General features: G+C 67.0%; 17 protein-coding genes. 8 read left to right on the top strand and 9 right to left on the bottom strand.

What is annotated here, in order from left to right:
• Positions 1–14: 14 nt before the first annotated feature.
• A complete protein-coding gene (locus HNR24_RS05930) occupies positions 15–947 on the bottom strand; it encodes a cation diffusion facilitator family transporter (RefSeq protein ID WP_182495288.1) in 933 nt (310 codons plus the stop codon).
• 155 nt (positions 948–1102) lie between these two features.
• Between HNR24_RS05930 and HNR24_RS05925 the strand changes: the two genes are divergently transcribed.
• Positions 1103–2083, top strand: a complete 981-nt coding sequence (locus HNR24_RS05925) for an alpha/beta fold hydrolase (RefSeq protein WP_182495287.1) — start codon at positions 1103–1105, stop codon at positions 2081–2083.
• Between the two features lie 22 nt (positions 2084–2105).
• Here HNR24_RS05925 and HNR24_RS05920 read toward each other — a convergent pair whose 3' ends face one another.
• From HNR24_RS05920 to HNR24_RS05910, 3 genes are all read right to left on the bottom strand, one after another.
• Positions 2106–2555: an SRPBCC family protein gene (locus tag HNR24_RS05920; RefSeq protein WP_182495286.1), complete on the bottom strand. Its 450-nt coding sequence runs from the start codon at positions 2553–2555 to the stop codon at positions 2106–2108.
• Entirely contained in the window at positions 2552–2992 is a 441-nt protein-coding gene (locus tag HNR24_RS05915) for an ArsR/SmtB family transcription factor (RefSeq protein WP_310735396.1), read from the bottom strand. Before HNR24_RS05915 ends, HNR24_RS05920 begins: the two co-directional genes overlap by 4 nt.
• Positions 2993–3144: 152 nt before the next feature.
• The gene (locus HNR24_RS05910; protein ID WP_182495285.1) at positions 3145–4299 is read right to left on the bottom strand and encodes an epoxide hydrolase family protein; all 1155 of its coding nucleotides are present in this window, start codon (positions 4297–4299) and stop codon (positions 3145–3147) included.
• A 61-nt stretch (positions 4300–4360) separates the two neighbouring features.
• Between HNR24_RS05910 and HNR24_RS05905 the strand changes: the two genes are divergently transcribed.
• Positions 4361–5239, top strand: coding sequence for a helix-turn-helix transcriptional regulator (locus HNR24_RS05905; protein WP_182495284.1), 879 nt, complete (start codon positions 4361–4363; stop codon positions 5237–5239).
• 144 nt (positions 5240–5383) lie between these two features.
• Here HNR24_RS05905 and HNR24_RS05900 read toward each other — a convergent pair whose 3' ends face one another.
• Positions 5384–6016 carry an NUDIX domain-containing protein gene (locus HNR24_RS05900; protein ID WP_182495283.1) on the bottom strand — a complete coding sequence of 211 codons (633 nt, stop codon included), beginning with the start codon at positions 6014–6016 and terminating at the stop codon, positions 5384–5386.
• A gap of 159 nt (positions 6017–6175) precedes the next feature.
• Here HNR24_RS05900 and poxB point away from each other — a divergent pair, with 159 nt between their 5' ends.
• The 3 genes from poxB (at position 6176) to HNR24_RS05885 (ending at position 9782) form a co-directional block, all read left to right on the top strand.
• Positions 6176–7891 (top strand): ubiquinone-dependent pyruvate dehydrogenase, encoded by a 1716-nt coding sequence (poxB, locus tag HNR24_RS05895; RefSeq protein ID WP_182495282.1) that lies wholly within the window; start codon positions 6176–6178, stop codon positions 7889–7891.
• 101 nt (positions 7892–7992) lie between these two features.
• On the top strand, positions 7993–8694 hold the full coding sequence (locus tag HNR24_RS05890; protein ID WP_182495281.1) for a DUF6318 family protein: 702 nt from the start codon (positions 7993–7995) through the stop codon (positions 8692–8694).
• A 374-nt stretch (positions 8695–9068) separates the two neighbouring features.
• Entirely contained in the window at positions 9069–9782 is a 714-nt protein-coding gene (locus HNR24_RS05885) for a hypothetical protein (protein WP_259392416.1), read from the top strand.
• A 134-nt stretch (positions 9783–9916) separates the two neighbouring features.
• Here HNR24_RS05885 and ctlX read toward each other — a convergent pair whose 3' ends face one another.
• The gene (gene ctlX / locus HNR24_RS05880) at positions 9917–10957 is read right to left on the bottom strand and encodes a citrulline utilization hydrolase CtlX (protein ID WP_182495280.1); all 1041 of its coding nucleotides are present in this window, start codon (positions 10955–10957) and stop codon (positions 9917–9919) included.
• A 6-nt stretch (positions 10958–10963) separates the two neighbouring features.
• Positions 10964–11992, bottom strand: coding sequence for an ornithine cyclodeaminase (gene ocd / locus HNR24_RS05875; RefSeq protein ID WP_182495279.1), 1029 nt, complete (start codon positions 11990–11992; stop codon positions 10964–10966).
• A gap of 147 nt (positions 11993–12139) precedes the next feature.
• Between ocd and HNR24_RS05870 the strand changes: the two genes are divergently transcribed.
• From HNR24_RS05870 to HNR24_RS05860, 3 genes are all read left to right on the top strand, one after another.
• Entirely contained in the window at positions 12140–12571 is a 432-nt protein-coding gene (locus tag HNR24_RS05870; RefSeq protein WP_058888868.1) for an Lrp/AsnC family transcriptional regulator, read from the top strand.
• A gap of 232 nt (positions 12572–12803) precedes the next feature.
• Positions 12804–14105: a M16 family metallopeptidase gene (locus HNR24_RS05865; protein WP_182495278.1), complete on the top strand. Its 1302-nt coding sequence runs from the start codon at positions 12804–12806 to the stop codon at positions 14103–14105.
• Positions 14106–14391: 286 nt separating this feature from the next.
• Positions 14392–14709, top strand: coding sequence for a hypothetical protein (locus tag HNR24_RS05860; protein ID WP_182495277.1), 318 nt, complete (start codon positions 14392–14394; stop codon positions 14707–14709).
• A gap of 41 nt (positions 14710–14750) precedes the next feature.
• Here HNR24_RS05860 and HNR24_RS05855 read toward each other — a convergent pair whose 3' ends face one another.
• Positions 14751–15125 (bottom strand): nuclear transport factor 2-like protein, encoded by a 375-nt coding sequence (locus HNR24_RS05855; protein WP_058888584.1) that lies wholly within the window; start codon positions 15123–15125, stop codon positions 14751–14753.
• A gap of 61 nt (positions 15126–15186) precedes the next feature.
• The gene (locus HNR24_RS05850; protein WP_220477167.1) at positions 15187–15579 is read right to left on the bottom strand and encodes a MoaD/ThiS family protein; all 393 of its coding nucleotides are present in this window, start codon (positions 15577–15579) and stop codon (positions 15187–15189) included.
• Position 15580 lies beyond the last annotated feature (1 nt).

Raw genomic sequence — 15580 nt, 5'->3', positions numbered from 1 at the left:
ACGCAGGAGCCCGGTCAGCGCACCGGACGCGAGGGCGGCTGCTTCGTGGTGAAGGTGATCGTGATCCAGCTGTGTGGATCGTCGCCGTCCAACTGGGTCCGGGTCTCATCGCGCACCCGGTCCCAGTCCTCCAGGGATCGAAGCCCCTGATCCTCCGGGACGTAGAAGACGACGTCGACGGTGCGCGCTCGGCCCTGCTGGGAGGCGTAGACCCGGTAGTCGGAGAATCCTTCTGCCTCGGCGACGTCCTGAGCCGCTGTCTCCGCGCGTGCCTTGAGCTCAGGCGGGGTGACCAGCGAGATCTCGGCCACGGCCTTGCGCAGGGTGGCGAAGGGCATCGGCAGCAGGATCAGGGCGACCACCGCCAAGACCGCCGGGTCCACGTAGGGCATGGCCCACTCCGCCTCGGTCCCGTCGATGAGCATCCCGATCAGGAAAGCCGCTAGCAGCGCCCCCGTGACGCCGCCGGCCATGATCCAGCCCTTGACGTCCATTGCGACCAGGGCGGAGTCGATCTTCTTGTTGGCGCGGTGTTCGATGAGCGCGATGACCAGGCACAGCACTGCCACGACGGCGGCGTAGAGGACCGCCGGGCCGAATTCGACCTCTCGGCCGCCGGAGGTCAGAGCGGCGATGGCCTGGAACAACGCGTAGGCGGCCACCGACATCATCAACAGAGCGTTCACCGCTAGGAGCATCGGCTCGAAATGCCAGAACCCCATGGTGAACCGGTCCTGGGTGCGCCGGGAGAGCGCGTTGGACGCCGACTTCGCGATCAGCCCGGCCAGGGTGATGGACACCACGGACATCACCGCGTCGACCAGTGAGAAGACGCCGTCGAAGAGGATCGCGAAGGATCCCGACACGAGACCGAACCCGATTCCGAGGGCTGAGACGATCAGGATTCCGATGAGGGAGACCTTCAGAGTCTGCTGTTCCGTGCGCATGAAGAGTATGGGCCTTTCGAGGGGCGGGATGGTCGAGGGGTGCACCGCTACTCTATTGCGGCAGTCGACCGTCAGGGGCCCGTTCGCCGCGCAACCCGTGCGGCGCCGCCGCCTGAGGATCCGGGGCCCAGCAGCTCCGTCGCTAGGCTGGCCGCATGTACACGTCTCAACCGCCTGATGAGACCGGCCTGCTGACCCTCAACGACGGGCAGTGCCTCTACTGGGAGGACTCGGGGTCCCGGGCCGGGATTCCGCTGCTATACCTGCACGGCGGACCCGGTGCGGGCTTGGGGGGTCGTGGTTACGTGACCAAGGCGGATCCCCAGCGATTCCGGATCATCGGTCTCGATCAGCGCGGCTGCGGCAGGTCGGTGCCGCTCGCGCTCGATCCAGCGCATGACCTCGACGCCAACACCACCCCTCGGCTGATCGCGGACCTCGAGGAGCTGCGCGAGCATCTGGGCATCGAGCGGTGGGTGATCAACGGCGTCTCCTGGGGTTCCACGCTGGGGATCGCCTACGCCCAGGAGCACCCGGATCGGGTGCACGGAGTGGTCGCGATGGCGGTCACCACCACCTCGCGGTGGGAGGTCGACTGGATCACCGAGACGGTCGGCGCGCTCTACCCCGAGGAGTGGGAGCGCTTCGCCCGGCACGCTGAGCAGGCTGGAACGGGCCATCGACGCGGTGAGGTCCGTCTGGTCGAGGCCTACCGGCAGCTGATGCGTGCCTGCGACGAGGAGGTGCGGGACGCAGCCTCGCAGGCCTGGGCGCGCTGGGAAGACGCCCACATCGGCCTCGGCGCCGGCGGATTCCAGCGAGATCCGCGCTGGGAGGACCGTGAGTTCCGCCAGACCTTCGTCGCCCTGGTCACGCATTATTGGTCCCACGACGGGTTCTGTGACCCTCCGCTGCTGGACCGCATGGAACGCCTCGCCGGGATCCCGGCAGTGCTTATCCACGGTCGGCGCGATGTCAGCGGACCGTTGCGCACCGCCTGGGAGCTGCATCGCTCGTGGCCGGGAAGCCGCCTGGTGATCGAGGAGGGTGAAGGACACGGCGGTCCGATCATGGTTGCCGCCTGGTGTGAAGCCAATGATGAGATGGCCGCACGCATCGCCGGTGAGCCGAGATGATCCAGCGGGCGACCACCGAGGCTCAGCTCGCGCGCAGGTGCCCTTCGAGCACATCCAGTGCGCTGTCCCAGCCGTCGTAGTTGTAGTGGTCTCCCTTGGCGCCTGGAGCTCCGCGCAGGTCGAGACTCAACTGGGTGCCGTCTTTGACCGGTGTCAGGGTCAGCGTGATGACCGGAGCGTCCTCGGGGTCGCCCTCCGGGTGGCCCCAGGTGAAGACCAGGCGCTCGAAGGGTGCGACCTCGCGGTAGACGCCGCCGGTGACGTACTCGGCGCCATCCGCCTCATTGACCATCGTGTAGGTGTAGCGACCGCCCACGCGGACGTCCATGGAGACCGAATCGCGCGGCGTCGAGAGCCCTTCGGGGTGGAACCACTGGGCGGCTTCATCGGGGTTCGTCCACGCGGACCAGATCTGCTCCGGGGTGGCCGGGAGCGTCCTGACCAGGGTGAATCCTGTGGTGGTGTCAGTCATGGTTCTTTGCCTTCCTGTGAGAAGTCCTCCGGGGGCGGGGGACCGGGTGGGGTGTCGGATCGGGTGTCAGGTCGGGTGTTTGCTGCGGCGTTGAGTGCGGTCGCCGGTGGGTGTGCCGAGCCGAGGTGGTCCTCGAGTCGATCCAGCCGGTCGTTCCATTCCGCGCGCTGCTTCTCGATCCACCGGGCCGCCTCATCCAGTGATGCTGGGGTGACCGCACAGTCGATCCACTGCCCGCGGCGATGCCGGCGCACCAGCTCGGCCCGTTCCAGCACCGAGAGGTGCTGAGAGACGGCGGCGCGGCTCATCGGGTAGTGCTTCGCGAGATCACTCACGGTGAGCGGCCGGCGTCGCAGTCTGTTCAGAATGTCCCGGCGCGTGGGGTCGGCCAGAGCGCTGAAGGTGACGCTCAATGGATCCTTGGGTGGCAAGAGCACCTCCAGAGCGTAAGTAGTTGCTTACACGTTAGGGTGCGGCATTCCTGCGGTCAATGGTTCGGCGCCCGATCTCGGCGGTGACAGTGAGGCGCTCTCACCGGGTTCAGGGCCTGGATCTCACCGGGCCACCGGGCCCTGCACCCGTGGTGGTGCTACTGCCAGGGACGGAAGAACTCCTGGATGTCTGCCAGCAGCAGCTCAGGCTCCTCAAGCGCCGCGAAATGACCGCCGCGCTCAGGATGCTCGGTCCAGCGCACGATGCTGTTTCCCTGCTCTGCGAAGGCGCGGATGCCGACGTAGTGGGCGAACTGGATGGTGGCGGTGGGGACTCCCGAGCTGTCCGGCGTGGCTCCCCAGGGTTCCTCCTGGGCGTAGCCGATGTACCCGGCGGAGCCTGCTCTGGCGGTGAACCAATACAGTGAGGCGTTCTCGAAGATGAACGGCTCACCAAGGAGCTCTGCGGCGGGCGTCTGCGCGGGGTGGCTCCATGCCTGCAGCTTGTCCACGATCCAGGCCAGCTGCGCGACCGGGCTGTCCGCGGCCATCGCCCCGATCAGGCCCGGACGGGTGGACTGGATGGCGATGTAGCCGAACTCGGTGGCCATGAATTCTCCGATCCTGCGCATCCTGTCCTGCTCGATCGGGGACATCGTCGCCAGTGTCTGCTCATCCGCTTCGGCTTGGAAAGCGCCGAGCGCCCCGTTGACGTGCACCCCGATCACCCGGTTCGGCACCACTCGGGCGATCTCTGGGGCCACCGCGGCGCCGATGTCTCCGCCCTGCACCGCGAACCGGTCATAGCCCAGCCGGGTCATCAGCTCGGTGAAGGCCGCGGCGATCCGGTGGGTCGGCCAGTCAGCCTCGACTAAAGGGGTGGAGAACCCGAAGCCGGGCAGCGAGGGGATGACGAGGTCGAACGCGTCGCTGCTGGGCTGACCGTGTGCCGCGGGGTCGGTGAGCGGTCCGATCAGCTGCTCGAACTCCAGGAAGGATCCGGGCCAGCCGTGGATCAGCATCAGCGGAATGCTGGTCGGTGCTGCGGAGCGGATGTGCAGGAAGTGGATCCTCTGGCCATCGATATCGGTGGTGAACTGGGGCAGCTGGTTCAACCGCTCCTGGGTGGCGTCCCAGTCAGCCTTGCGCCAGCGTTCCGCGTAGTCCCGCAGCACCGCGATCGGGACCCCGGTGGCCCAGTCATCACCGGGCAGCGGGTCAGGGAATCGAGTGTTGCCCAGTCGGGCCTGCAGGTCCTCGACCTGGGCCGGGTCGATGTTGATCTGAAACGGCATGATCTGGTGTGTGTTCATAGTGTCAGTCTCGCGGTGATTGCGGTCGCAATACGGCCGGAATCAGGAGGATACTCGGATCATGTCCAGAACCACGGGGCGCACTCTGGAGCTGCTGGGTCTGCTCCAGACGCGCGCCGCGTGGAGTGGGGCGCAGCTGCGGTCCCGCCTGGAGGTCAGTGACCGAACACTGCGGCGCGACATCGAGGACCTGCGGGCCCTGGGCTATGGGATCGAGGCGACCCGCGGTGTCGGCGGGGGATATCGGCTGGGGCCCGGGGCTGCGGTGCCGCCGCTGACGCTGGCACCCGATGAGGCGGTGGCGATCGCGGTGGGACTGCGCGCCGCGGCGTCGGGGGTGATCGCGGGGATCGAAGATGCCTCGGCTCGTGCTCTGGCGAAGCTGGAGCTCTCTCTGGCGCCGGTCACCCGGAACCAGATCGCTTCGGTGGAGCATGCGATGGTCCCGTTGCTCGCGGCCCAGGGCGGCATCGATGTGGAGACGGTGATCGTTCTGGCTCGGGCGATTGCAGAACGCCGCAGCATCTGGATCCGCTATCGCAGCCGTGACGCCGCGCCGTCTGAGCGCTGCGTGCAGCCGCATCGGATCGTACAGACTGCCGAGCGCTGGTACCTGATCGCCTGGGAGCCGGACCGGCGGGTGTGGCGGACCCTGCGGGTGGATCGGATCGAACGCGTGCGCAGCGAAGGCGCCAGCTTCGCGCCGCAGGAGATTCCCGAGCACGCGCTGCGCACCGCGACCACGCGGGCGATCAGCACGGCTCCGTACCCGGTGCGCGCCAAGGTGAGGATCCATGCGCCGCCGGAGGTGGTGCGGAAGGTGTTCGGTCCGACCGTCGCAGAGGTCTCCGAGGCGGGAGGAGACACCTCAGTGCTGGTGACCGGGGCCGATCGTCCCGAGGTGATCGTGATGTACCTGGCCACCAGCGGGTTCACCTAGGAGCTGGAAGAAGGCGACGAGGTGCGCGAGGCCCTGCGCCGCCTGGCCGAGCAATTCTCAGCGGCGGCGGAAGGCTGAGCTCCGGCAGGTGGGGGAGCTCCATCAGGGGGTGGCTGCGGCAGGTAGGCGAGCTGCGGCGTCGTCCTAGGGTGTGATGCCGCGCGGGTGATCCGCCCAGGGGGCCCGGGGCTCGCGGAGTTCTCCGGCGCCGGTGCGCACAGCGTGTAAGGCCAGAATCCCGGTCACCGCGCTGGGGTTGTGGATCCGGCCGGCGAGCACCGCCTGGACCGCCTCGGGGAGCGGGACCCAGGTCTTCTCGATCTCAGCCTCTTCGCCTTCGCGTGCGTGCTGGTCGGCCTCCGGCGTCTCGGTGATCCCGGAGGCGAGGTAGATCCGGATGGCTTCATTCGAGGCGCCCGGGCTGGTGTGAAAATCGGCCAGCGTATGCCAGGTGTCGGCGCTGATATCGGCCTCCTCGTGGAGCTCCCGCGCGGCGGCGTCGAGCATCGGCTCGCCCTTGGCGTCGAGCAGTCCGGCGGGGATCTCCCACATGTTCTGTCGCAGCGGGTGCCGGTACTGCCGGATCAGCAGGACCCGGTCCTGCTCGTCCACCGCAAGAACGGCCACGGCGCTCAGGTGTTTGAGAAACGCCCGGGTCAGGGTCTCGCCTGCCGCACCGAAACGGAAGGTCTCCTGGACCAGTTCATAGATCGGCGTGGTCTGCAGCGTCTTGGCTTCGAGGAGGGGGTGCTCGGCGGGGGAGTCATGGACGGCCATGGGTTCAGCCTACGTGGGGTGCTTCGCGGCGGGCTGGAGCCGGCGTCGTCGTCGACCGCGTGACCTGTCCCATAGGCGGAGCGGGCCTGGCGTCCTAGACTGCGGAGATACGCGCCGTGGCCTGCGAGCAGGTGGCGGTGACCCCTTTGGAAGGACGCCATGCCGACAGTCGCACGGAACATCGTTGACACCTTGCACGCCAGCGGAGTCGAGCGGATCTACGGGATCTCCGGAGATTCACTCAACGGTCTCACCGATGCGCTGCGCGCGGCGGGGACCATCGAGTGGGTGCCGACCCGGCATGAAGAGGCCGCCGCCTTCGCCGCCAGTGCGGAATCCCAGGTCACCGGGGAGCTCGCGGTCTGCGCCGGAAGCTGCGGTCCAGGGAATCTGCACCTGATCAACGGGCTCTTCGACGCGCAGCGCTCGCGCACTCCGGTGCTGGCGATCGCCGCGCACATCCCCAGCGAGGAGATCGGGTCCACCTACTTCCAGGAGACCCATCCGCAGGAGCTGTTCCGGGAATGCAGCGTCTATGTGGAGCACGTCGCCCACGCGGATCAGATGCCACGGCTGCTGCGCATCGCCATGCGCGAGGCCATCGAGAAGCGCGGCGTCGCGGTGCTGGTGGTCCCGGGGGATGTGGCGCTCGCCGACATCAGTGCCGAGGTCGAGACGATCAGCCCGATGCACTCGCGCGTGATTCCGTCCGAGCCGGACCTGGAGCGTGCCGCCGAGGCGCTGAACACCTGCGACCGGGTGACCATCCTGGCCGGTGCCGGCGTCGCCGGGGCGCACCCGGAGATGCTCGCGATCGCCGAGCGGCTGCAGGCTCCGATCGTGCACGCGCTGCGCGGGAAGGAGCACGTGGAGTGGGAGAACCCCTACGACGTCGGGATGACCGGTCTGCTCGGCTTCTCCTCCGGGTACCGGGCGATGGCGACCTGCGAGACGCTGCTGGTGCTCGGCTCAGACCTGCCCTACCAGCAGTTCTACCCGGAGGATGCGAAGGTGGTGCAGGTGGACATCCGCGGCTCGCAGATCGGTCGGCGCACCCCGGTCGACGTCGGTCTGGTCGGTTCGGTGAAGGACACCGTGCAGGCGCTGCTGCCGATGCTCGATGCGCACAAGGACTCCAGCCACCTTGAGGGGGCGACCAAGCACTACGCCAAGACGCGCAAGGATCTTGACGCGCTGGCCACCCCGTCCAAGCGGACCATCCACCCGCAGTACCTGACCAAGCTGATCAATGACGCCGCCGACGACGACGCCATCTTCCTGCCCGACGTCGGGTCACCCGTGGTCTGGGCCTGCCGCTATCTGACGATGAACGGCCGACGCCGGCTGCTCGGATCCTTCAGCCACGGCTCCATGGCCAACGCGATCTCGCAGGGGATCGGTGCGCAGATGGCTGAGCCGGAGAAGCAGGTCATCGCGCTCGCCGGCGATGGCGGGCTGGCGATGCTGATGGGGGAGCTGCTGACGATCACGCAGAATGAGCTGCCGGTGAAGACCGTGGTCTATAACAACTCCTCGCTGAACTTCGTGGAGGTCGAGATGAAGGCTGCCGGCATCGTCAACTACGGGACCGACCTGAAGAATCCCAACTTCGCGAAGGTGGCCGAGGCGATGGATATCAAGGGGATTCGGGTCGAAAAATCTGAAGATCTTCCTGCGGCGGTGGAAGAGTTCCTCGCGCACGATGGCCCCGCTCTTCTGGACGTGGTCACCGAGCGTCAAGAGCTCTCGATGCCGCCGAACATCACCGCTGAGCAGGCGAAAGGCTTCACCCTCTATGCGGTGCGCACTGTGCTCAGTGGGCGTGGCGATGAGCTGGTCGACCTGGCGAAGACGAATTTCCGCCAGCTCTTCTGACCTGAGCTCCTCCACAGAACTGCCCCGGCCCCTTTTGCGCCGGGGCAGTTCTGTTTAGTCTGTTGCTCCAGAAGCAGTGACGGAGTGAACGGAACAGGTTCATGAACACTTCAGCGCGTCGGCTCGGTGCGGTGGGTCTTGCGGTGACTCTCAGCTTTGCTCTGAGCTCCTGCGGGGGTGAGGATGCGGGGGATGAACCGGACGGGGCTGCTGGTGAGCCGAGTCCGGTGGAGTCCTCTGCGGCGGCCGGGGCGACGGATGCCTCTGGGCCAAGTGGGGCGGAGGGTTCGGATCCGAGTCCAGAATCCTCGCCGACGCCGGTCGCTGCATCTTCGGATGGGCCCGCGGAGAACTGGCCCGAGCCTGAGGTCCCGGATGAGATCTATGAGGAGACTCGAGAGGGCGCGCTGGCGGCGCTGGAGTATTGGTTTGAGGCGGCGACGTACATGCAACTCACGGGAGATTCTGCTGCGTTCGAGAGCGCGTCAGAATCGGACTGTGAGATATGCGCTGCACGAATTGGGCAGTTTCAGCAACTCTACGACGTCGATGAAGGGTGGCATGTCACAGAGGGAGCGTCGATTGAAGACCCGGTAGCAAGCAGTGTGTCGGAAGAAAACGAAGTATCGATCATCTTCACGATTCGTGAGGGCGAACTGCTCGAGTTCGATGCCGATGGTGAGCTCAGAGTCGAAGGCGCGGAGGAGTCCTTGGCGGGCCTCGAGGCATTGCTGCAATTCCAGAGCGATCGCTGGCAAGTCCTCGAGTTGTACTTTCCGGACGAAGTCGGAGCAGAGAACTAATGCGAATCCTTGGCCGGGCTACGCGGTGCCTGGGACTCATGTTCGTGCTGTGTGCATACTCCCTGATCCTCCCCACTTCAGAACCGGCTCACGGTTCACCATCGAGCGGGCAGTTGTGCAATACCTCTGCTCGTTGGACTGCTCCGGGCGAGGCACGGGCGAACATAAGCACTTGTCCTGTCCGAGGTGCACCGGAGAGAGCGCAACGAACGGATCGAAACCAAACTCCGGGGCGCGGCTCAGACGCTGTAGAGGCAACGGAGCCCAGGACTCGATCACGCCCCCCGTTGCCACCTGTGTATTGCTCCGAAGAGCGAGCCGTCGGACGGGCAGATTGCCGTGAGGTCTTGCTCGAGCAGTGTGATTCCCGGGATATGGAAGTCGTAAGTCCCGTCGACACAGGCGAATTCTCAGGGTTCATTTGTGCCCCAGCTGCTGAAGCGGTGGAAATTGAAGAAGCAGAGCAAGAAGAACAAGTGGACATCATGGCCCTCCTTCCCGGCGCCGTGGAAGAAGCTTTTGCCACCCTCCCGATCGCTGGTGGGGCGGTCGAGTTCGAACCTGACCTGCTCGGTTTCGGCTATCGAGGCCGCCATACGCATATGTTCGCCGACGTCCAGACGCAGACCCTGAACGAGAACCTGCTCGGCATCCCCGTCGAGATTCGAGTGAATCCTCAAAGCTTCCTGTGGGACTACGGGGACGGCGTCAGCCGGGTGACCTACGATCCAGGCGAACCGATGCCGGACAGCTGGCAGGGGGAAACTGTCGTCAAGACGGACCAAGAGACACCCACCAGTCACGTCTACACCGAGACCGGGCGCTTCCCGGTCAGCCTGACCACCACGTTCGTGGGCGAATACCGGGTTGGGGGTGGACCCTGGATCGTGATCCCGGGTTCAGTCGACGTCCAGGCATCCCCGGGGGAGGCCGACATCTGGAGAGTTGCCGCCCGCAACGTCTCCGGGTCCTGCCGCAACACCGTCGACTGGGGCTGCAACGGACCGGTGATCCTCGAACCCGGAGATACCCCGCCCAAGATCTTCGCCGACCAGTACGACGCTGACGGCAACTGGCTGGGCGACTGACCTCCTGCGGCACCCTGGCATGACTGCGCGAAGAGACTGGCGCCGTCGTCGTCCGTTCCCAGACGCCCATCCCAGTCAGCTGAGTTCTCCGGCCGAAACGTCGGCACCGGAGAACTCAACTGCCCAGGAAGGGGTTAGCGGAGGGGGAGGTGGTTCCCGGCGATCATGCAGCGCACCGAGCCGCCAGCGGCCTCCAGCGTGGAGACATCCACGGGCACAAGGGTGCAGTGCGCGGAGATGGCGTCGCGCTGGGCATCGGTCAGGCTCGCTTCCGCCGTGGTGGAGAGCACCAGGCAGCGCCCTGAGCTCCCCGCCAGCTCCAGGCAGTTGCCGGCGAAGCGTCCCACCTGGGATTCGCTGAGCTCCACCACGGTCCTTCCCGATCCGCGCAGCACGCCGAGCACGTGCTCGCGCTGGGAGCGGTCACGGATCATCTCGGAGCTGATCAGCGCGACGTCGGTGCCCACGGACATCATCACGTTGGTGTGATAGACCGGCACACCGTCGCCGTCGGTGGCGTCGAAGAGCACCGGGGTGTAGCCGAAGTCGGCGCAGAACTCCGTGAACAGCGCCGGAGAGAGGCGACGCGAGCGGCAGGCATAGGCCAGCCGGGCGCGGTGGTCCAGGACCATCGACCCGGTCCCCTCCAGGTACTCCCCGAAACGCTCCGCGGAGGAGTAGTCCACCACGCGGCGGACCCGGCAGGTCTCCTGCAGGTGCGCCAGAATATCCTCGCGCCGCTCGGCACGACGGTTCTTCGCGTACATCGGGTACAGCGTGACCGTGCCGTCAGGGTGCGTGCTGAACCAGTTGTTCGGAAACACGCTGTCAGGGGTCTCCGCGGAGGGATCATCGAAGATATCGACTCCGATGCCCAGGCCATCCAGGGTCCGGCCCAGCCTGGTGACCTCGGCGTAGGCGGCCGCGGCGATCTGGCGGGCGGACTCGCGAGCCGCCGAGGGCAGGAGCACATCAAGGATCCGCTGCTGGAAGCTGTTGTCCGCCGCGGTCTCGGGGTTCGGGGTGAACTGGTGCGGTCGCACCAGCACCACCCGGGAGGGCGACTGCTCGGTCAGCTGATCCGGGGACGCAAGATCCTCCGCAGCCGCGACCCTCGCCGCGCCGTCGTTGCCCAGCGAGAACCGCCTCGCAGGTGTCGTGAGCACCTCAGTCATCGAGGATCACCCCACCGGCTTCATCGAGCTGACCAGGGAGAACAGATCCTTCGGGTCCTCGGGGTCGGCCACCAGGTCCAGCGAGGTCTGCAGGTCGGTGCCTGCGGTGGCGTCCCGGACGAAGCGCAGCGCGGAAAGATCGGCGATCGCGAAGCCCACCGAGTCGAAGATCGTGATCTCCTCGGCGGACCGCCGACCGGACTCTGCACCGGTGAGCACCTTCCAGAACTCGACGACGGGGAAGTCGGGATCCATCTGCTGGATCTCACCCTCGATCCGGGTCTGCTCCGGGTACTCCACGAAGACCCGGCCGCGGCGCAGGATCTCAGCGTCGAGCTCGGTCTTGCCCGGGCAGTCCCCGCCCAAGGCGTTGATGTGCACACCGGGGGTGATCTGCGCGGAGCTCAGAATCGTGTTCTGCGCCTTGTCCGCAGTGCAGGTGGTGATGATGTCCGCCCCGGCCACTGCCTCATCGGTGGAGGAGGCCAGGGTCACCCGGAAGCCCAGCGGCTCCAGGTTCCGGCGCAGCTTCTCCATCGCCGCCGGATCCACGTCGAAGACCTGCAGGTCCTCGATGCCCAGCGCGGAACGGATCGCCAGCGCCTGGAACTCCGCCTGGGACCCCGCACCGATCAGGGCCATCCGCTGCGAGTCCGGACGGGCGAGCGCCTTCGCGGTCATCGCCGAGGTCGCGGCGGTGCGCAGCGCGGTGAGCAGGGTCATCTCAGCCAGGAACGTCGGGTAGCCGTTGTCGACATCGGCGAGCATTCCGAACGCGGTGACGGTCTGGAACCCGCGGGAGGGGTTCAGCGGGTGCCCGTTGACGTACTTGAACGCGTAGGTCTCCAGATCGGAGGTCGGCATCAGCTCGATCACGCCGAAGGGCGTGTGGCTGGCGATGCGCGGGATCTTGTCGAAGCTCTCCCAGCGGCGGAAGTCGTCCTCCAGGTAGGCGATCATCCCGGTCATCAGGGGCTCCACGCCCTCACGCTGGATCCAGCGGGCCATGTTGCCGACGTCGACGAACTGCGTCATGAGGAACTCCTTCAAAGGTGGTGCGGGAAACGTGTCAGGTTGATGCCGCTCAGCCTAGAGATCTCGATGTGTACATGTAAGAGCTATTCTGCTGAATTTCGGGGCACTCAGGTGGCAGTCTGGCAAGGTGGAGTTAGCATGATGCACATGCCTCGTCTTACCGACCTCGACCGTCGCCTGATCTCCGCGCTGCGCAAGGACGGCCGCGCCCCGGTGGCAGCGCTCGCAGAACAGCTCGGGGTCGCCCGCGCCACGGTCACCAGCCGGATCGAGAAGCTCAAGGCCCAAGGGGTCATAGTGGGGTTCAGCGTGCGGGTCCACGACCACAACGAGACCGGGGAGGTCCGTGCCGTCTCCTTCATCGAGGTCGTCGGGCGCACCACCGATCACGTGATCGCCGAGCTGCGCGGCTTCCCCGAGATCATGGCGCTGCACACCACCAACGGCGGATGGGACCTGGTCGCCGAGATCTCCTGTGAGAACCTGCGCGACTTCGACGAGGTGCTGCGCCGGGTCCGGGGGATCAAAGGTGTGGTCAACAGCGAGACCAGCCTGCTGCTTAGCTCGGTGGTCCGCTGAAGCTTGGCTCGGCTCGGCTTGGCTCGGCGTGGCCTGGCCTGGCTTGGCCTGGCTTTGGTTGGCCTGTCCGGCCGGGCCGGGCCGGGGCGGAGTCGGAGACCGGGCGGTCGCCGCGCGCTGGGAGCCGAGCCCGCGCCGTCGTCGTTCTCCCGCCATCCCTCCTGGGCAGTTGAGTTATCCGGCGGATACGTAAGTGCCGGATTACTCAACTGCCCAGGTAGCCTGGGGGTCTATGCGCGTCACCATTGATCCCCACACCGAAGGCGTCCTGAACAACGACGCCGGCTCCACCGTCCGCCGCTCCGTGCTGCCCGCCGGGGTGCGGGTGCTCACCGAGGAGATGCCGGGCCAGCGCTCGGTGACCCTGGGGTTCTGGATCGGGGTGGGTTCCCGCGATGAGGCCGCCCACCAGCACGGCTCCACGCACTTCCTGGAGCACCTGCTGTTCAAAGGCACCAAGACCCGGTCCGCGCTGGAGATCGCCTCCGCCTTCGACAGTGTGGGCGGTGAGTCCAACGCGCTGACCGGCAAGGAGCACACCTGCTACTACGCCCGGGTGCTCGACACCGACCTGCCCATGGCGGTGGAGGTGCTCACCGACATCGTCACCTCCGCGCTGCTGGACCCGGAAGAGATGGAGATCGAGCGCGGGGTGATCCTCGAAGAGCTCGCCATGGCCGAAGACGACCCCGAAGACGTGGTCCACGAACGCTTCGGCGCCCAGGTCCTCGACGGGCACCCGCTGGGCCGGCCCATCGGCGGCACCCCCGAGGAGATCAACGCGGCCAGCCGCGAGGACGTCTTCAACCACTACCAGCGCTGGTACCGGCCCGATGAGCTGGTCATCACCGCCGCCGGCGGGCTCGACCACGACCACGTGGTCTCCCTGATCGCCGAGGCGCTTCAGAAATCCTCCTGGGACATGACGGTGCCCGGTTCACCTGCGGAGCGACGGGTCGGTCAGGAGACCGAGATCCCGGTCCGTGCCGGGACCGAGACCATCATCAAACCCGTGGAGCAGTCCCAGGTGATCCTGGGCGGCCGCGGCATGGCCGCCTCCGACGAGGACCGCTTCGCGCTCTCGGTGATGCACGCGGTGCTCGGCGGGGGCATGTCCTCCCGGCTCTTCCAGGAGGTCCGCGAGCGCCGCGGCCTGGCGTACTCCACCTACTCCTTCTCCTCGGCGATGACCGACGCCGGCTACTTCGGCCTCTACGCCGGATGCCTGCCGAACAAGGTCGAGAAGGTCACCGAGGTCATGGCCGCAGAGCTCGACCGCATCGCCACCGACCATGTCAGCGCCGAAGAACTGACCCGCGCGAAGGGCCAGCTGCGCGGAGGCACCGTGCTGGGCATGGAGGAGACCTCCTCGCGGATGTCCCGGCTGGGACGCGCGGAGCTGGTCCGCGGGGAGTTCGTGGACATCTCCGACACGCTGGAACAGATCGAGGCCATCACCGCCGAGGATGTGCGCAAGGTCGCCGCCCGGCTGGCCAGCTCACCGCGAGCCGTCACCGTGGTCGGGCCCGCCTAGACTGGGCCGTGACATCCACGGTGTGACAGGGGAGCATCATGAGTGGCAGCCAGGAACGCAGGCGGAGTCACCCGCTCCGTGGTGCTCGCCGTCGAGGGCAGGTTCGCGCCGCGATCATCCTGCTCGGTCTGGTCGTCCTGAGCTCCTGCGCCGGGGACCCGACTCCCTGGGAGGCGGCAGCCCGGGGGATGAGCCCACCAGCGCTCCGGCGGCGACCTCCCCAGACCGGGCCGACGGTTGGGAGGATTGGTCCGACGGCGGCGGGAACGATGACCCCGACGGCGGGATGAACGCCGCTCTGGTGCAGCCCACCCGGAACCTGGTGTCCGAGCATCTCTCCAGCTGGGTGGACTACACCTCTCCCGCCCCGACCCAGCTGCAGGTGGCCTTCTACACCGGCAATCCCGCCTGCTACGGGGTGCGTGCCGTGGTGCAGGAGGACGCGATGGAGGTCCGCGTCGCCACGGTCTCCGGCACGCGATCCGATGCGGTGAACTCCGCCTGCACCCAAGAGGCCCGCCTGGTGTCCCTGCTCCTGGAGCTGGAGGAGCCGCTGGGCGAACGTGAGGTCCAGCCGCTGACCGAGGTGGAATTGGCTCCCTGACCTCCACACGATCTGTGGAAGCCGGCCCCCGCGGCGCGCTGCTAGATCTTCTGGGCGGGACGGTAGGCAGGTTCTGCCGCCTGCACCCCGCCGAAGTAGACCTCGATCTCGATGATCTCTCCATTGCGTACCTTCATGATCTCCACATTGCTGAACGGCTTCTCGCCGCGCAGCTGTGCGGTGTAGCGCAACATGATGGTGCCGGGTTCGAACTCCACCGCGGCGGTGATCTCCTGGTTCAGGAAACGCTCAGCGGTCGGGAAACAGGTCTCCAAGAAGGTCGTCTTGTCGATGTGGTCATCCTGCGGCGAGGTGAACGTCATGTCATCGTGCAGCAGGATCCGCGCGGCTCGCCGGTCTCCGACGCGGTAGGCCGCGAACTGAGCCAGCACCGTCTCCATCGGCGTCCTGATCATGGGCTGAAATCTACTAGCCAGGCCGAGAACCTGTCAGCGCCTCACGCCCGGGACCGGCTGCCTATCCGCCGGCGAAGGGCGGAAGCACGTCCAGCTGATCCCCAGGATGCACCCGGGTGGTCTCGGGACGGGCGCGCACCCCGTTGACCAGGAACGAGCTGCGTGCACACACCCGCTCCAGGCTGGGCGAGGCCGCGTCGTCGTGCGCTGGGTGCTGGGGGAGCGGGCGCTGCTGCCGGACCAGCCGCGGCAGGTCCGTCAGCAGGTCGACGACGCCGACGCCTTGCGCGGGGACTTCAAGCTGGAGCTGCTCTGCCCCGGCTGCCTCGGCAGCGGCGGCGAAGAACCGCACGGAGATCGAGGTGGGGCTCGCCGCGGGACTGGTTGCCGGGCTCCCTGCGGGACTGTCTGCAGGGATCGGTGCGTGGCTCGGGGACGGGGAGGTCTCGGTCATC

The organism is Nesterenkonia sandarakina, assembly GCF_014138825.1.
Classification (GTDB): domain Bacteria; phylum Actinomycetota; class Actinomycetes; order Actinomycetales; family Micrococcaceae; genus Nesterenkonia; species Nesterenkonia sandarakina.
The sequence above is the reverse complement of the archived record's forward strand: the minus strand, read 5'-3'. Positions and strand labels throughout refer to the sequence as shown.